Source organism: Paraburkholderia sp. RL17-381-BIF-C (assembly GCF_046026435.1).
Classification (GTDB): Bacteria; Pseudomonadota; Gammaproteobacteria; order Burkholderiales; family Burkholderiaceae; genus Paraburkholderia.
In genome coordinates this window covers 101,405-118,619 of sequence record NZ_JARESX010000017.1, presented here as the reverse complement: position 1 = coordinate 118,619, position 17,215 = coordinate 101,405, and the positions used below count along the sequence as shown (strand labels likewise).

Annotated in this window: 16 protein-coding genes; 10 read left to right on the top strand and 6 right to left on the bottom strand. The window is 63.6% G+C overall.

What is annotated here, in order from left to right; all coding sequences use genetic code 11:
• Window positions 1–357 precede the first annotated feature (357 nt).
• The 5 genes from P0D70_RS13610 to P0D70_RS13590 all read left to right on the top strand — a co-directional run bounded on the left by P0D70_RS13610 (window position 358) and on the right by P0D70_RS13590 (window position 4,912).
• Complete coding sequence (locus P0D70_RS13610; protein ID WP_091808864.1) at window positions 358–2,181, top strand: PAS domain-containing sensor histidine kinase; 1,824 nt, start codon at window positions 358–360, stop codon at window positions 2,179–2,181.
• Window positions 2,171–2,869, top strand: a complete 699-nt coding sequence (locus P0D70_RS13605; protein ID WP_408184872.1) for a response regulator transcription factor — start codon at window positions 2,171–2,173, stop codon at window positions 2,867–2,869. The genes P0D70_RS13610 and P0D70_RS13605 overlap by 11 nt, the downstream gene beginning before the upstream one ends.
• A 342-nt stretch (window positions 2,870–3,211) precedes the next feature.
• Entirely contained in the window at window positions 3,212–4,168 is a 957-nt protein-coding gene (locus P0D70_RS13600; RefSeq protein WP_408184871.1) for a helix-turn-helix domain-containing protein, read from the top strand.
• Window positions 4,155–4,343, top strand: coding sequence for a hypothetical protein (locus tag P0D70_RS13595; RefSeq protein ID WP_408184870.1), 189 nt, complete (start codon window positions 4,155–4,157; stop codon window positions 4,341–4,343). Before P0D70_RS13600 ends, P0D70_RS13595 begins: the two co-directional genes overlap by 14 nt.
• A gap of 155 nt (window positions 4,344–4,498) precedes the next feature.
• Window positions 4,499–4,912: a DUF3331 domain-containing protein gene (locus tag P0D70_RS13590; protein WP_091808862.1), complete on the top strand. Its 414-nt coding sequence runs from the start codon at window positions 4,499–4,501 to the stop codon at window positions 4,910–4,912.
• Window positions 4,913–5,137: 225 nt separating this feature from the next.
• Here P0D70_RS13590 and P0D70_RS13585 read toward each other — a convergent pair whose 3' ends face one another.
• Genes P0D70_RS13585 through P0D70_RS13575 form a run of 3 tightly spaced genes read right to left on the bottom strand, consistent with a single transcriptional unit; the run spans window position 5,138 to window position 9,888 of the window.
• Complete coding sequence (locus P0D70_RS13585; protein WP_091803330.1) at window positions 5,138–6,127, bottom strand: cytochrome d ubiquinol oxidase subunit II; 990 nt, start codon at window positions 6,125–6,127, stop codon at window positions 5,138–5,140.
• Window positions 6,128–6,152: 25 nt separating this feature from the next.
• Window positions 6,153–7,550, bottom strand: coding sequence for a cytochrome ubiquinol oxidase subunit I (locus tag P0D70_RS13580; protein ID WP_408184869.1), 1,398 nt, complete (start codon window positions 7,548–7,550; stop codon window positions 6,153–6,155).
• Window positions 7,540–9,888 (bottom strand): FdhF/YdeP family oxidoreductase, encoded by a 2,349-nt coding sequence (locus P0D70_RS13575; protein WP_408184868.1) that lies wholly within the window; start codon window positions 9,886–9,888, stop codon window positions 7,540–7,542. Before P0D70_RS13575 ends, P0D70_RS13580 begins: the two co-directional genes overlap by 11 nt.
• A 323-nt stretch (window positions 9,889–10,211) precedes the next feature.
• On the opposite strand from P0D70_RS13575, the gene P0D70_RS13570 reads away from it, so the two are divergent.
• On the top strand, window positions 10,212–10,682 hold the full coding sequence (locus P0D70_RS13570) for a hypothetical protein (RefSeq protein ID WP_408184867.1): 471 nt from the start codon (window positions 10,212–10,214) through the stop codon (window positions 10,680–10,682).
• Window positions 10,683–10,777: 95 nt separating this feature from the next.
• Here the strand turns inward: P0D70_RS13570 and P0D70_RS13565 are convergent, their stop codons facing one another.
• On the bottom strand, window positions 10,778–11,035 hold the full coding sequence (locus P0D70_RS13565; RefSeq protein ID WP_408184866.1) for a hypothetical protein: 258 nt from the start codon (window positions 11,033–11,035) through the stop codon (window positions 10,778–10,780).
• A 50-nt stretch (window positions 11,036–11,085) separates the two neighbouring features.
• Complete coding sequence (locus P0D70_RS13560; protein ID WP_408184865.1) at window positions 11,086–11,499, bottom strand: hypothetical protein; 414 nt, start codon at window positions 11,497–11,499, stop codon at window positions 11,086–11,088.
• 468 nt (window positions 11,500–11,967) lie between these two features.
• Here P0D70_RS13560 and P0D70_RS13555 point away from each other — a divergent pair, with 468 nt between their 5' ends.
• The 3 genes from P0D70_RS13555 to P0D70_RS13545 all read left to right on the top strand — a co-directional run bounded on the left by P0D70_RS13555 (window position 11,968) and on the right by P0D70_RS13545 (window position 14,639).
• Window positions 11,968–13,473, top strand: a complete 1,506-nt coding sequence (locus P0D70_RS13555; protein ID WP_408184864.1) for an ATP-binding protein — start codon at window positions 11,968–11,970, stop codon at window positions 13,471–13,473.
• Between the two features lie 88 nt (window positions 13,474–13,561).
• Entirely contained in the window at window positions 13,562–14,188 is a 627-nt protein-coding gene (locus P0D70_RS13550; RefSeq protein WP_408184863.1) for a response regulator transcription factor, read from the top strand.
• 13 nt (window positions 14,189–14,201) lie between these two features.
• Window positions 14,202–14,639, top strand: a complete 438-nt coding sequence (locus P0D70_RS13545) for a response regulator transcription factor (RefSeq protein WP_408184862.1) — start codon at window positions 14,202–14,204, stop codon at window positions 14,637–14,639.
• 52 nt (window positions 14,640–14,691) lie between these two features.
• Here the strand turns inward: P0D70_RS13545 and P0D70_RS13540 are convergent, their stop codons facing one another.
• Window positions 14,692–16,161, bottom strand: a complete 1,470-nt coding sequence (locus tag P0D70_RS13540; RefSeq protein WP_408184861.1) for an ATP-binding protein — start codon at window positions 16,159–16,161, stop codon at window positions 14,692–14,694.
• Between the two features lie 360 nt (window positions 16,162–16,521).
• Between P0D70_RS13540 and P0D70_RS13535 the strand changes: the two genes are divergently transcribed.
• A complete protein-coding gene (locus tag P0D70_RS13535; protein ID WP_091803302.1) occupies window positions 16,522–17,202 on the top strand; it encodes a response regulator transcription factor in 681 nt (226 codons plus the stop codon).
• Window positions 17,203–17,215 lie beyond the last annotated feature (13 nt).

Genomic DNA, 17,215 nt, shown 5'->3' with positions numbered 1-17,215 from the left:
CCCCCCCCCCCCCGCCGCCGCGCGCCCCCCCCCCCCCCCCCCCCCCCCCCCGCCTCAACACCCGTGCGACGGGGCTTTCAGCCCGAACGCACGGATCTGTCACGACCACGTTTTTGGAAGGTTTAAGGAAAAATAAGTACCGCCATTGACGCGGGCTCGCGCATGATCTATTTCAGATAGAAAGCTACCGCTCGCCGGTAGGTCTGACAGTCATGTGCGTTGACAGCCCAGCTGGCTGTCAAACTGACGGGCAGGCTGCCGGTATTCGTCCACGCATGCCCGTTTCGAACACCATGTACACGCCTACCTCTTCTGTTGCGCGCCGTTGCCGTGCGGCGGCCCGTTGATCCGGCCGTCATGAAGGCTTGCCGCCGCGCTCTCCCCACGGTGCCGCTCGACGCCCATGTCGCGACGATGCTGGCCGCCGCCATCGCGCTCGCCGTGTTCGTGATCGACGCGCTGACGCCGCTCGATATCGCAATCGCCGTCTTGTACGTCGTGGTCGTACTGCTGATCGCTTCGACCGGCAACCGCTCGTTCACGGTCACGACCGCCTGGGGTTGCGTCGTGCTGACGCTGCTGGGCTTCGTCATGTCGCACGACGAGGCCTACTCGAGCGGCGCGGTCGCGCGCTGCGCGGTAAGCCTGCTGGCGATCGCCACCACGTCGATGCTGGCGTTGAGGAACCAGGCCGCGACCACCACGTTGCGGGAGCAGGTGGAACTGCTCAACCTCGCGCACGACGCGATCGTCGTGCACGACATGAACGACCGCATCACCTTCTGGAATCACGGCGCGCAGGCGCTGTACGGCTGGACCGCGCAGCAGGCCATCGGGCAATCGCTGCAGGAAATGACGCAGACGGTCTTTCCCGTCCCCTATGACGAGATTCGCGCCGAGTTGCTGCGCTCGAACCGCTGGGTGGGCGAACTCACGCGCGTGCGTCACGACGGCAGTGTCGTCGTGATTTCGAGCCGCGCCGCGCTGTGGCGCGACGAGAAGGGCAACCCGCGCGCGGTGCTGGCGACCAACAACGACATTACCGGGCGCAAGCGGGCGGAGCAGGCGCTCGAGCGCAGCGAGGCCTTTTTGCGCGACGCGCAACGGCTGAGCAACACCGGCAGCATCGCCGTGCGCTTTCCGGACGGCGAGACCTGGTGGTCCGACGAGGCCTACCGCATCTTCGACTACCCGCGCGATACCGTGCCGTCGATCGACGCGATGCTCGCGCGCACGCATCCCGACGATCTCGCGCTGGTGCGTGGCGGATTCGAACAGGCCGCTGGCGGCGAAACGCGGGTCGATATCGAGCACCGGCTGGTCATGCCGGACGGCAGCGTCAAGTATGTCCACTACGTTGCTCGTCTCGCGACCCGGCAGCCGGGCTACAGCGAGTATGTCGGCGCGCTGATGGATATCACCGGGGCCCGGCGCGCCCAGGAAGCGCTCGCACGTTCCAACGACGAACTCGCTCACGCGACGCGGATCACCATGCTCGGCGAGCTGGCCGCTTCCATCGCGCACGAGGTCACTCAGCCCATCGCGGCGATCATGACATCCGGCGGCGCGGCGCTGCGCTGGCTGAACCGTCCGGCGCCGGAAATAAACGAAACGGCGCAGTCCATCGCGCAGATGATCCGCGACGCGAAACGCGCGGACGAGGTGATCCAGCGCATCCGCGCGATGGCGAGAAAGCGCGACCGTCTGCCGGCGACGGTGGATCTGGACGGGATCGTCGGCGAGTCGATCGAACTGGTGCGGCGCGAACTCGATCGTCATCGCATCGAGTTGCACGTCGACCTCGCGGTGCCGCCGCTGACCGCCTACTGCGATCGCGTGCAACTGCAGCAGATCCTCATCAATCTCATCATGAACGCCGTACAGGCGATGGCGGAGGTGGCCGGGCCGCGCAAGCTGCTGATCGCCACGCGCCGCTTCGACGACGAGCGGGCCGAGGTGATGGTGCAGGACTCGGGCACGGGCATCAGCGAAGAAAACGCCGGCCGTTTGTTCAATACGTTCTTTACGACCAAGGACGATGGCATGGGTATGGGACTGTCGATCTGCCGTTCGATCGTCGAGGCGCACGGCGGCCTCATCTGGGCCGAATCGCCGCAAGCGGGCGGCGCGGTGCTGAAGTTCGTTCTGCCCGTCGATGAAGGGAGAAGTCATGAGCAGTGATCCGCACAGCGATGTGAGCGCCGATAGCGGCACTCACGCAATCAGCTCGATGGTGTACGTGGTCGACGATGACGAGTCGATGCGCGACGCCGTCAGGAATCTGTTGCGCTCGGTCGGTCTGAGTGTCGAAACCTTTGGCTCCGCGCAGGAGTTTCTCGCTTTCGACATGCCTGACGTGCCGAGCTGCCTGATCCTCGACGTGCGTCTGAAAGGACAAAGCGGGCTTGCGGTGCAGGAGCAGATCGCAGCGAGCGAGTTGGGTCTGCCGATCGTCTTCATGACCGCGCACGGCGACATTGCCATGACGGTCAAGGCGATGAAGGCCGGCGCCAAGGATTTTCTGGCCAAACCGTTTCGCGATCAGGACATGCTGGACGCCGTCGCGCATGCACTGGCGAGCGACGAGGAACGCCGCGCGGCGAGGCGCTCCGTGGCGGACCTGCGCCGCTGCTACGAATCGTTGACGTCGCGCGAACGCGAAGTCATGGCATTCGTCGCCGCCGGTCTGATGAACAAGCAGATTGCGGGCGAGCTGAATCTGAGCGAGATCACCGTCAAGATTCATCGCGGTCAGGCCATGCGCAAGATGGGCGCGCGCTCGCTCGCCGATTTCGTGTTGAAGGCGGAGGCGCTCGGCATCAAGCCGCCGCAAGGCATGGCCACGCCGGCGCGCAGTTCGCGCAGTTGAGCGCCGCCGTGCGCGACGGCGCAGTTTGTGCGTAGAGTCCGCGACCCTCGGGCTAGCGGACTCATACGCAGGTATAGGTAGTTCACCGCTTCTGTTCAGGGAAGCACGGCCGTTCCAACCCATTCTCACACGCGCCCGGCGCTTGCGCCCGCGAGGCGCGGTGTAGCGCTGCCTGCGCGGTTCGCAGCGCGACTAAACCTGAATATGAAACGACCCAACCATTGGTCATTTCAGGCAACCGTATGTAGGGCTGGTTGGGCCCACCGCCGTGCGATACCTTGGAGTCCATGCAGCGCCGCTCTCACCGGGCACTGTCACATCACTTACTCGGATGACCCGATCATGATCAGTTCGTCGATGTCGTACCCCGAAACCGCAACGGATGTCGTGCGCAGGACGCTGGTGAGCCGGGTCGGCACGGAGCATCAATGGCGCTGTCCCACCGACGAGGATACCGGCGCGCATGAGCGCGGCAACATCCTCGTGTCGCGTTGGACCCGTCACGACACGCAGCCGATCGCGGTCGTCAATCCTGGCAGCGTCGCGCACCATTGCGTGGCGATGAATCTCAAATGCACGTCGCTGACGTTCTCCCATGCCGAGCGTACGCTCGTGCGCGGCAGAGTGACCGCGGGCGCCGTGCAGATCACCGCACCGCAGGTGGCGTGCCGCGCCGTGTTCGAGTCGCCCGCCGATGTGCTGCATCTGTTCGTGTCGCAGCAGGTGCTGGGTGAATGTTTCGAAGACACGTTCGGCCGGCCGCACGCGGGCGACATCCGTATCGACGATCCCAGGCTCGTGCGCGATCCCGCGCTCGAACGTCTTGGGCAGGCGCTCGCCGTTTCGCAATCCGAAGACGCCGCGCTCGGCAAGGTCTTCACCGACAGCGTGAGCCTCGCGATCGTGTCGCGCGTGATCGCACGGCACTTCACCGTGACCGGGCGGCAGACGCGCGAGGCAAGCGCCTTGCCGGCATGGCGGCTTAGCCGCGCGATCGAATTCGTCGAAGCGCATCTTGCCGAACCGATCGGTCTCGCCGATATCGCCAACAGCACGGGGCTCACGCGGATGCACTTCGCCTCGCAGTTTCGTCGCGCGACCGGCATGCGTCCGCACGACTACCTGTTGCGTCGCCGGATCGAACATGCACAGACGCTTTTGCGCGAGACGAAATACAACGTGCTCGACGTCGCATTGAGTTGCGGCTTCCGTTCGCAGGCTCACTTCACGACGGTGTTCAAACGCATTGTTGGAGAAACGCCTTACTGCTGGAGGATGAAAGCGAATGTCGATCGGTAAACAGATTCACGCGTTTCTGGAAGTGAGCGAGACATTCCTGCGGCAGCCCGCGGTCGCGATGATGAGCGACGCAGGGTCGCCGCCGAGCGGCGCGCGTGCCTCGCATGACGACAGCGTGTTGCGGGTTGGCGCATTGCTCGTTCAGCAGGAAACGGGCAACAGGCAACAAGGGTAATGGCGGAAATGGTGGTCGAGGCCGCGGCGTCATGCCGGCATATCGACCGGGTGGTGCCCGAGCGCATGCGGATGCGTTGATCGGCCCACAGCGCCGGCAATTCCGGCCGGACCGTCCCGATGATCAATGGGTTTATCTGAAACAGGAGTGCAATCATGCTGATGAAAGCGAGTTTCACCGATCCGTGGCTGCAGACCATTGGGTTGTTGTCTGTCCTGTCCGGCAATACGGACGCTGCGGCCTTCGACGTAGCCACGGTGGCGGCTCACGATGGGCGCAAAGAGGCGCATTTGCCGGTGATGGGCGAGCGCTTCGAGGTTCAGGTGCAAGTGATCGACCGCCCGTCGCAATCCACCGCCACGGTGGTGTGGCGCGACCCGACGCATTGCTCGTATGGCGACCAGGTCTGGCACGCCAGCCGTGCACGGGTGGCCGGCATTTGTGCGGTGAGCGGGCGGGCGATTCGTCCGGGCGATGCGATCTATAAGCCCCGGCCTTGCAGGCCGGCACCGCTCAATGTCGGGGCGATGATTCTGGAGCGAGTGGTCAATGAGGCGGTTCTGGATTGATCGGGGAATGTATGCGGCAGGAAGGGAAAGAAAAAGGCGCGAATCGGATTCGCGCCTTTTTGTTGGCTCAGCAGCGCAGGAGAGTGTCCGGGAGATTTACAACAACCCGTTACGACAACCCGCTACAACAACCCGTTACAACAACCCGTTACGACAACCCGTTACGACAACCCGCTACAACAACCCGCTACGACAACCTCCGCCGCCATCGCGGAGGTCCGCCCATTATTCGCCGGAATGTACCTCGCCAATCACCTTTCCGCGGAAGATGTAGTACTGGTACAGGTTATAGCCGATCATCACCGGAAAGATCAGGCCGATGCCGATCAGCATGAACACCAGCGTGGAGGTATCGGAGGCAGCCTCGACAATCCCCAGCTTGCCCGGAACGAAGTCCGGGAACAGGCTGACAGCCAGCCCGACGAACGACAACACGAACAACACAACCGAGGCGCGAAACGGCCCACGTGCACTGCCGAGATAGAGCGACCCCATGATGTAGGCGAAGGCAAGAGCCGAAGCGAGCCCCAGCGCAGCCAGCAGATGAAACACGCCGTGCTGCGTCCACCGATCCTGTCCGACCTCGCTGATGAACCACGTCGCCGCCGTGAGCACGACGGCCGCGGCCACCGTGACAAACGCGCTCAGCAAGGCGAGGCGGCGCGACCATTGCTCGATCGAACCTACGGTCTTCTTCACGAGGTAGGTGGACCCGAGCAGCGTGTAACCCGCCACCACGCCGATAGCGGTCACGGCGATGAACACGCCGCTCATGTCACCCGGAATCAGGCCGGTGATCACCTTGCCGAGTATCACGCCCTGGGCGATCGCGGCGACCAGGCTGCCGATGCCGAACACCTTGTCCCAGGCCGGACCGTGCGACACGCTGTGACGGAATTCGATCGCGGCGCCGCGCATGATCAAGCCGGCAATCAACAGCATTACCGGTAAATACAAGTCCTGCAGAAGCAGCGCGTACGCGGCGGGGAAGGCGCCGAACAGGGCGCCGCCGAGCACGACGAGCCATGTTTCGTTGGCGTCCCAGACGTGGCCGATGCTCTGCACCATCACGTCGTGATCTTCGCGGCGCTTGCGCAGCAGGCTGAGTATGCCCACGCCGAGATCGAAGCCGTCGGTGACGACATAGAACACCAGCATCAGGCCGATCAGGCCGAACCAGGTGATGGCGAGCATCGTGTGAGTGGAGCTGTCCATGAGATGTCCTTGCAACGGGAATGGTTTAGTACTCGGTGACGCTCGCCGCCGCTTCGGCCTTGATGGCCGCAGGCGGGTTCAGCGTGAGGTCGGGGCCGGCGCGCAGCCAGTTGCGCGCGAGCACGAAGAAGGTGCCGAGCAACACGACGTAGAAGCAGAAGAACATCACCATGCTGAGCGTCACCGACGACGCCGCCACGGTCGACACGGCATCTTTCGTGCGCAGCAAGCCGTACACGACCCACGGCTGCCGTCCCACTTCGCGCACGATCCAGCCGGCTTCGACCGCGACATAGGGCAGCGGAATGCACAGCACCCAGGCGAACAGCAGCTTGCGTTGTTCGAGCAGCCGTTCGAGATTGCCGCGTGTTTTGCGCAACACGTACGCGGTCCAGAAGGCCAGCACCATGAAAGCGAAACCGATACCCGCCATCACGCGGAACGCGTAATACAGCAGCGGCAGCATTGGCGGCTGGTCGGCCGGCGCGAAGTCGCTGAGGCCTTTGACCTCGCCGTGCAGCGTATGGGTGGCGAGAATGCTCAACATGCCGGGCACTTCGATCGACCAGTCATTGCGTTGCGCTTTCTGGTCCGGCCAGGCGAGCAGCGACCACGAGGCAGCGGTGCCGGGCTGGTTGGTGGTCCAGTGTCCTTCGATTGCGGCGCCTTTGGCCGGTTGCGTTTCGAACACGCTGCCGCCGCTCGAATCGCCGAGCCAGATCTGCAGCGGCGCGGCGACTACGAGCACGAGCAAAGCGATCCTGAACGAGCGCGCGAAGAACTCCGGATTGCGGCGCTTGAACAGGTTCCACGCGGAAATGCCGGCGATCACGAACATGCCCGTTTCGATCGCCGCGACCCACATGTGCGTGACGCCCCACACCATATCCGGATTGAAGATCGCCGCGGCATAGTCGGTGACGATGATCTTGCCGTTCTCCACCGTCACGCCCGCCGGCGTCTGCATCCACGAATTGGCGACCATGATCCAGAAGGCCGAGATGCTGGAGCCGAGCGCGACCATCGAGGTGGCGAACAGATGCACCGCGCGCGGCACGCGGCCCCAGCCGAGCAGCATCACGCCGATGAAGCCGGCTTCGAGCATGAAGGCCATCGCGCCTTCAAAGCCGAGAATATTGCCGAAGAACTGTCCGCTATAACGCGAAAAGCCGGCCCAGTTGGTGCCGAACTGAAACTCCATCGGAATGCCGCTGACCACGCCCACCGCGAAATTCAGCACCAGCAGCTTGCTCCAGAAGCGCGCGTGCCGGTAATAGCCGACGTTGCCGGTGCGCAGCCACAGCACTTCGATCAGAACGAGGAAGGCCGACAGACTGATGGTCAGAATCGGCCACAGAATGTGAAAAATGGCTGTCATCGCGAACTGGGCGCGAGACAGATCGAGGACGTCACTAAGATGCATGATGGGCTCCCGCAGCGCCGATAATCGCCGCCTGATGAGTGGAGTCGGGACCGACCGCCGCGGCGCGCGCGATCTTCACCGGGACGGACTTGTACGACGGGGTGCGGCTTTTCGGATCGAACGCGTACAGCGGCACGAGCGGATTGGCCTCCGGGTAATACGCGCCGCAGCAGCCGTCGGGCAGCGAATAGTCGATCACCTTGAAGCTGCGGATCACGCGCTCGATTCCATCGGTGGACAGCGCGTACACATCCACCCGGTCGCCCGGATGCAGGTTGCGTTTCTGCAATTCACGCGTGTTCATGAAGATCACGTCGCGTTGGCCGAACACGCCGCGGTAACGGTCCGAGTGCGAGTAGAGCGTGGTGTTGTACTGGTCGTGGCTGCGCATGGTGGTGAGCCACAGCGCGTCGGGATCGTTGTGAACCGGGTTTTCGTCGAGTCCCTTGAAGACGAGGAAATTCGCGCGGCCAGTCGGCGTGGCCCAGACGCGTTCGCGCGCGCTCGAAGCCAGATGGAAGCCACCCGGCACGCGAATCCGTTCGTTGTACGCCTGGAAGATCGGGTAGACGATTTCGATCTTGTCGCGAATGCGGTCGTAGCTCGCCACGAGGTGTTCCCAATCCACGTGGGAGTGCGCGCCGAGCGTTGCACGCGCAATGCCCGCGACGATCGCCGGTTCGCTCTTCAGATGCGGGGAGGCCGGCTCGTTGCGGCCACCGGAAGCATGCACCATCGACATCGAATCTTCGACGGTGATCGACTGCGGACCGTCCGCCTGGATGTCGATCTCGGTGCGGCCGAGGCACGGCAGAATCAACGCGTCCTTGCCGTGCACGAGGTGGCTGCGATTGAGTTTGGTGGCGATGTGCACCGTCAGGTCCAGCTTGCGCATCGCCGCCTGCACGCGGATCCAGTCGGGCACGGCGGCGGCGAAATTGCCACCTAGCGCCATGAACACTTTGGCGTCGCCGCGCATCATCGACTCGATCGCGGCGATCACGTCATGGCCGTGCGCCGCGGGCGGCCGGAAGCCGAAGGCCCGTTCGATCCCGTCGATCAATGCCGGCGAAGGCTTCTCCGTGATGCCGACGGTGCGGTTGCCCTGCACGTTCGAGTGTCCGCGCACCGGGCACACGCCCGCGCCGGGCCGGCCCACATTGCCGCGCAACAGCGCCAGGTTGGCGATCTGCTGGACGTTTTCGGTGCCGCGGTGATGCTGCGTGAGCCCCATGCCGTACACGAGGATCACGTTTTTGGCCTTCATGTAAATGTCGGCGGCGTTCTGGATGTCGTCGCGCGACAACCCGCTTTGCTGCGTGATCGCCTCCCAGCGGGTGGCGCGCAGATCGGCGACTAGGTCCGCCAGACCGTGCGTATGTCCTTCGATGAACTCGATATCGAGCACGCGCGGCGCATCGGCGGCGAGCGCCGCGTCGTCCGCCTCGATCACGGCTTTCATCATGCCTTTGAGCACGGCGACGTCGCCGCCCACGCGCACCTGATACAGAAACGAGCTGATCTGCGTGAAGCCCAGCGTGGCCATTTCCAGCGGATCCTGCGGCGACGCGAAGCGCTCCAGCGCGCGCTCGCGAAACGGATTGAACGAGACGATTTTCGCGCCGCGCCGCGAGGCGCTGTGCAGATCGCTCATCATGCGCGGGCTGTTGGTGCCGGGATTCTGACCGAAAATGAAAATCGCGTCGGCTTCCTCGAAATCCTCGAGCAGCACCGTGCCCTTGCCGACGCCGATCGATTCGGGAAGGCCGACACTGGTCGCCTCGTGGCACATGTTCGAGCAGTCGGGGAAGTTGTTCGTGCCGAACTCGCGCACGAAGATCTGGTACAGAAACGCGGCTTCGTTGGACGCTCGTCCGGAGGTGTAGAAGTCGGCCTGATCGGGGCTATCGAGGCCGTTCAGATGCCGCGCGATCAGCGCGAAGGCATCGTCCCATTCGATCGGCAGATAACGATCGGAGGCTGCGTCGTAGGCCATGGGGTGGGTCAGGCGGCCGGCCATTTCGAGGTCGTAGTCGTCCCACGCGGCCAGCTCCGAGACGCTGTGCGCGGCAAAAAAGCCGGGTGTGCAGCGATTCGCGGTGGCTTCCCACGCCACCGCCTTGGCGCCGTTTTCGCAGAACTCGAACGACGAAGTGTGCTTCGGATCCGGCCACGCGCAGCCCGGGCAGTCGAAGCCTTCCGGCTGGTTCATCCGCAACAGCGTCTTCGCGCCGGACACCGCTACGCCTTGCAGCGCGAGCGCTTCGCCGGTTGCCTTCAGCGCACCCCAGCCGCCCGCAGGCTCGCTGTAGATGCGGATTGTCTTTCGTTTGGACATGGCCGTTTCCAGGTGTTTCGTTGAGGGACATGAAGTGGAAGGATGGGCCGCGCCCGCACTGGGATCTTGTTTAAATGCCCGTCTGTTTCGGATTCGCACGCCGGATACGGTGTGGGCCGGCGGCGCCAGGGCGGCATGGCGGCACGCGCCGTGCATTTTCGAAAGCTCGCAGGCGTTCTGAAAAGATCGGCGCAGTGGCGCGGCGAATAATGGTTTCCACCCGGCGAGGCCACGCGAAGTCTGCGCAGCGGCGCCGCATTCCTTGCGACTTATTCGCTGCGACTCATTCCACGCCGATACCTGGGCACCACCGGAGCATCGAGATGCGCTATCTGAACGAATCACACCGCGACACGAGCGGCACCGATCTGATGTTTGTGCCGGCCGCCGAGCGCGCCGACGCGATGGACTGGCGCGCTCAGGTCCTGGCGCCGGTCGAACCCGCTGCGCTCGGGCGCTGGACGCGCCGGGTTGTTGTCGCGACCGCGGTCTGGTCGGTTTTCGAATTGCCGTTCGAGATCTGGGTCAGCCTGTCCACGCGCGATGCGGCTGCGTGCGTCATCGCCAAATTGCTGTGGGTCGCGCTGGTGGGCTTTGTTCTGTCCGGCAGCCGGATGGCGCGGATCGTCTACGCGTTCCTTTGCACGATCGGCCTGATGGCGGTGGCCTTCGGGCTGCCGGTCGAATATCGCGTGTTTCCGCTGGGATTCGTGCTGTCTTCGGTGGAGTGCCTGCTGAAAGCGACCGCCTTTGTATGCATCGTGTCGGCCGGGGTGTATCCCGACGAGGAATGATCGGGCAGGCGCCGCTTGCGGCGCTTGCTTGCGTTTCCTTCGCTTCTTTCTTTCGTTTTTTTTCGTGCTTCCCGCGTAGCGCGTGTTGCGGCGGCTCAGGCCACGCGCGCGCTATTCAATGCCGAGAGCGCGCGCGTCATCGCATAGGCGCTGTGCACCGCGGTTTCGAATGCGCGCTCGTCGGCGAGGCGCCTTCCGTCGACCGCGACGACCCACCGTGCGCCGTCGTGCTCGCACACCAGGCGCCGATCGGCCATCAGATCCGCATACCAGCGCCAGATTTTCGGGTCCGCGATGGTGGCCGCCGGTTTGACACTGGAGGGCACGGCGGGTCGCTGCGATGGGTTGATCATGGAGTACCTCCGATGATTGGCGAGTGGTCGGACGAGCGGGAACGTTTCGGTCACGTCCAGTTCTTCCAGTTTTCGATCGTCCGGTAGTCATCGTGCGCGTTGCTCTTCCGGCGTGGCGTGCTCAGCCTCGCAAAGCCGTTGCCGGCCTCAGCCTTCCCATTGCGAGTATCGCCACTGATGCGTCGGTCTTGCGGCACGGTCCGCTCGGCATGCCGCGGCAATGGAAGCGGTAACGACTGCTCGGTCTGCCGCAGCGCTCGCGATGACGAGGCGGCCGCGTTGCCGGCCGCGACGGCAAACCGTTCGAGCGGCAACTGGGTGTCGAGGTCGGTCTGGTCGAGCGTCTGCACGATGCCGAGCGTGGGCGGCGGATTCACCGCGCCCCAGGCCGCGAGCGCGACACACACGACGGCGGCTGCATAGCCGTAAGCGGGGCGAAACCGGAAGGCTTTCTCGGTGCGCATGACGTGTTCTCCGGGCGCCGGCCGCGAAGGGCTGCGCAACTGAATCGGGTGAGGGAAGACTGACGGGGCCCAGTATCGTGGTCCGGGCGGCCTCGATCTTTCGCCGCAGCACGGTTGCTTGCCGATTCGCACGCAGGAGGCGGCGTAGGCGCGTCATGCCTTGCCTGGCGGGCAAAGCCGGCCGGATAGGCCGGCCCGGCCCGGCGCATGACGCAGTCATACGTTGGTGTGATACGGGACGCGCTCCGCGGACCCGGCAATTGCGCCGCAGACCGCCACCAGCCGGGACTGGGCCCGCTGGTGGCAGGCACTGGCGGCCCGCCTCATATCCCTATGGATAATAGTTTCAGATGACTTTCCCATTTAGTATGGGTTCGACGACGCAAGCTTTGCACTGAGTGCGTTGGTGCAACAGGCGAAATCGCCATAGCGTGCCTGTCCCGCTAATCAACCAGGCGTGAGTGCAGCATGATCAAGATCGGTCGAGTCATAGTGTCGCTGGAAATGCGTGAGGTGTACCTGGAGAATCGATTGCTTCAGGTCGGCTCGCGCGCATTCGATATTCTCGAATTGCTGATCCGCGCGGCAGGCAAAACGGTGACGAAAGACGAAATTCTTCGGCATGTCTGGCCGGACTCGGTGGTGGAGGAAAACAATATCCACGTGCAGTTGTCGTCGCTCAGGAAGATTTTCGGCGCCGATAGCCAGGTGATTCGCACGATCTCCGGCCGCGGCTACCGCCTGACCATTCCGGCCGAACCGTCCGGGCCGGCCGACCTGCACGGCGCCGTTGCGGCGAGGCAGGCAGAAGCGGCGCGCTGGAGCAGCTTGCCGGTCTGCCACACGCCCCTGATCGGCCGTGACGCGGCCATTGTCGACATCGCCCGCGCGCTGAAGGGAACGCCGATCGTCACGTTGCTCGGCTCGGGCGGCATCGGCAAAACGCAGCTCGGCATTGCGGTGGCGAAGTCGATCGCGGATATCTCGGACATGGACGTGTGTTTCATCACGCTCGCCTCGGTGCAGAACGCCCAGGCCGCGATCAACACCGTCGCCGACGCGCTCGGTGTGGTGCGCGCGGACGCCGACTTGCCGCTTCAGTCGCTGGTCGCCGCGATTCGCGGCCGCAAGCTGCTGGTGCTGCTGGATAACTGCGAACATGTGATCGAGTCGGCGGCCACCATTTGCGAACTGCTGGTGCAGGCCAGCGCGGATCTGCGCATTCTGGCCACGAGCCGTGAGCCGCTGCGCACGCGCGACGAGAAGTTCTACTGGGTCGCGCCGCTCGACACGCCCGAAGCGGGCGCAAGTTCCCAGGCGATTCTCTGCTGCGCGTCGGTGCGCATGTTCCTCACGCAGATGAACGCGCTCAACGCGGCGGTCGATAGCGACCGCAGCAGCCTCGAGATGGTCGCGACGATCTGCCGCCGGCTCGACGGCGTGCCGCTCGCGCTCGAACTGGCGGCGGCCCGCGCCGCGGTGTTCGGCATCCGCAAGCTGGTTGCCGAACTCGACGACCGTTTCCAGTCGCTCACGGGTGGCCGCCGAACCGCACCGCCGCGCCAGCAGACGCTGGAGGCCGCGCTCGACTGGAGCTATCAGCTGCTCAGCACGACGGAGCGCCTGGTGCTGCACCGGCTAGGCGTGTTCCCGGCCCGCTTTTCGCTCGAAGCCGCGTGTGCCGTCGCCGCCTGCGCACGACTGCCGTGCAACGAAGTGACGGAGGCGATTGTCGGCCTTGCTTCGAAGTGCTTTCTCATGACGACTTTCGACAGCAAGACCAAAGAGTATTTCCTGCTGGAGACGACCCGTGAATATGCGTTGCGCAAGCTGCACGAATCGGACGAGGCAGACGCAGTGTTGAGCAGACGGGCGGCCTACCTCGCGCCCGCTTACGAGCAGCCATATGGTCGCGTGTTCGGCGCGGCGGCGCTCGGCGGCAAGCTGGCGATGGAAGCCGTTGCCTCGCGATGAGATCGGTATTGACCGCGTTTCGCAGAGCCGTTGGTCGCGTCGGGCCTCATGTACGATGACGGCGCTCGAATTTTTTGTGGACTCTGCAATGCCTGTTCCTTCGGAACTCGAACCGATGGTGTATGTGATTGACGATGAGGAAACGGTGCGTGACGCGCTAGTGCGCCTGTTGCGTTCGGCAGGCTTCAATGCGCAAGGTTTTGCGTCGCCCGCCGAGGTGTTGTCGCAAGCATTTCCGCACGTGCCGATGTGCATTCTGCTGGACATGAACCTGAAAAGCACGAATGGCTTCGACGTGCAAAGCCAACTCGCGCAACAGGGCGTACAGGTGCCCGTTATTTTCCTGACCGGCTACGGATCGATTCCAATGTCGGTGCGCGCGATCAAGGCGGGTGCGCATGAATTCCTCACCAAGCCGATCGACGACGAGGAGCTGCTCGAAGCAGTGCGGCGAGCGTTGGCGGAAGACGAGGCCAACCTCGCGGAGCGCGCGTTCCATGCGGATGTGCTGCAACGTGCCGCCGCGTTGACGCCGCGCGAAATGGACGTATTCGAACTGGCGGTGGAAGGCAGGATGATCAAGCAGATGGCACATGAACTCGGCACGCAGGAAGTGACGGTGAAAGTGCACAAACGGCGAGTGATGAGCAAGATGCAGGCAAAGACGCTCATCGAACTCGCCAGAATGTGGGAAGTGATACGCCGCACGCGCTGAGCCTCCTGAAGCAGTGAATATCGCGCCGGATATTTTTTTCTGTGATTACGTCGGCGCAATTGGAGTATTGGCAGCTATGAGCTTTGTTTGCATCGTCGACGATGACGCATCGGTACGAAATGGTGTCGGAAACCTGCTGAAAGCGGTGGGTTATACGGCTGTGACGTTTTCGTCGGGAGAGGAATTCCTTGCTTCTCCGGAGGTTGACGATGCGCTGTGTGTCCTGCTCGATGTCAGGATGCAGGGCATGCCAGGCCTCGAAGTGCAACGCCAACTGAACGCGGAGGGCAGAAATATCCCGGTGGTATTCATGTCCGCGCATGGCGACGACGTGACGGTGGCGCGCGCGCTGCGGCACGGCGCCATCAGCTTCCTGCGCAAACCGTTCGCGGAAGAAGTGCTGCTCGATTCGATCGAGCTGGCCATTGGACGCAGGAACGGCGCGGCCTGAGCGCAAGCGTGCGCATCGCGTTCGTTCAACGGTCCGGGATCGCGAGACGCGATCAGCCGTAGCGCGCGGCGGGTGCATCCATCGCGTCCCCCGCGGCGCCGCGCGTGCGGGCATAGTGTTCGTGCCAGCGCTCGACGGTTTCGCTCTCGCCGGCCTCGGCCAGCATCTGCAGCGCGTAGGCCCGGGTCGTTTCGAGCAGGTGATAGCTCATGGCCGAACCGCGCGGCCCGAACATGAGCAGCGACTTCGAGACGAGACCGGCGATCGCTTCGGTCACGTCGTCGACGGAGAGGTCTTCGCATGCGGCAATCGCACACGCCTCACCGAGATGGAAGCTGCCGCGAAACACGCCGAGTCGGCGCAACACGGTGCGCTCGCGCTTGCACAGAAACTGACTGCTCCAGTCGAGCGCCGCCTTCAAGGTTTGCTGGCGTGCCGGCGCGGTGCGCAGTCCGCCGGTGAGCACGCGAAAGCGATTGTCGAGTTGCGCGACCAGTTCGCCGATACCCAGCGCGGTGACTCGGGCCGCGGCCAGTTCCAGCGCGAGCGGCACGCCGTCCAGCCGCCGGCAGATCGTGCCGATCAGGTTGAGGCTTTCGCTGTCGGGGCGAAAGTGCGGATCACGCGCGCGGGTTCGCGCAATGAACATGTGGACCGCGCTGTAGTTGAGAATGTCTTCAGGCGCGACGTCTTCGCGGGGCACCTCGAGCGGCGCCACCCAGTAAATCTGTTCGATGCGGGTTCGCAAGGGCTCGCGGCTCGTTGCGAGGATCCTGAGATTGGGATTGACCTCGATGAGTTGCTCGCAGATGGTCGCGGCCTCCTGAATCACATGCTCGCAATTGTCCAGTACGAGCAGCAGCTCGCGTGCGCCGATGGCTTGAATCAGGTGCTCAGGCGTGGTCTCGGCCTGTGTGGCATGCAATCCCAGTGCCTCGGCGATTGCGCTCAAGGTCGCCTCCGGGTGTTCGACGACCGAAAGATTGACGAAGCGGACCGCCTCGAACGACGCTATCTGGCAGCGCGCCACTTCCAGCCCCAACTGTGTTTTACCGATGCCGCCGGTGCCGACCAGCGTCACGAGCGGCGCGGAATCGAGCGCGGCGATCACGTCCGCGAGTGCCTGCTCGCGCCCGATCAGCGGGGTGCAGCAGTGCGGCACGTTATTCGCGGCGGGGCGCTCGTCGAGGCGCGGCGGGTCGGCAGGCGCTTCGTCCGTCGAGGTGCCTGCGTCGTGTGTACGGATCAGGCGATAGCCGCGGCCCGGTATGGTCTTGATGAGGTCCTTGTCTTCGCCGAGCAACTTCCGCAGCGCGGAAATATGCACCTGCAGATTGCTTTCCTCCACCACAGTTTCCGGCCACACCTGCTGGAACAGCGCCTCTTTGCTGACCAGCCGCCCGCTCGCGTTGATCAGCACTTCGAGAATATCGAACGCGCGCGCGCCGACGCGCAATGGCCGGCCTTCCAGATAAAGCTGCCGAAGCTCTGGCGAAACGTCGACTCGTCCGATCTTTATCATGACCATTCCGCTTGGGGTTTCGTGATTGCACATCCAGGCAATGGAGACGATCTTATGAGCAGCGCGATCTCCTCAGGATGGGGAAATCATTAACGATAGTTAACGCGGCAGTTCGGAAAGCCTGAAGGCGCGCAAGACGCGGGTGATGCGCAGGTGATTCGAAGGTGATTCGCAGATGATTTTTCCAACCGTGACTCTACCGGCGCCAGTTTGCGGAAAGATTAAAAAAATTTAATGGCATCCGTAAATCGGATGTCGTGCTTTTCGCGGATAATCGGCCGATTGGCGGGTAATTCGCCCGAGGGCATGCTGTTGCCCCCGGCGGCGCATCAAATGACGATGGGAAGGCGCGAGCGTTAAATGAAAATCTTGCTCGTCGAAGACAACGAACAGGTTGCGGGATTTCTGAAAAAAGGCCTCGTCGAGGAAGGCCACGTGATCGATTCGGCCGACAACGGCCGGGACGGCATGTTCCTCGCCGCCAGCGAAACCTATGACGCCATCATCATGGATCGCATGTTGCCAGGCGGGATCGACGGCCTGGGGATCATCACGGCCTTGCGCGCGACCGGCAACCGGGTGCCTATCCTGATCGTGAGCGCGCTGGACGACGTCGACGAAAGGATTCGCGGCCTGAAGGCGGGCGGTGACGATTATGTGGTCAAGCCGTTTGCATTCGGCGAAGTGCTGGCACGGCTCGATGCGCTGACCCGTCGCGCGCATGAAAGCTACGCGGAGACGACCCTGAAGGTCGGCGATCTCTCGATCGATCTGCTCTCGCGCAAGGTGGCGCGCGCCGGCAAGCCGATCTTGCTGAAGCCGCGCGAGTTCAAGCTGCTGGAGTACCTGATGCGCCACGCCGACCAGGTCGTCACGCGCACCATGCTGCTCGAAAATATCTGGGATTATCACTTCGATCCGCAAACGAACGTCATCGACGTTCACGTAAGCAAATTACGCCACAAGATCGACGCGGGCTTCGAGCGGTCCTTGCTGAGGACGGTTCGCAGCGCCGGCTACATGCTGACGGCGAACGAATAGCGCGACAGGGGCA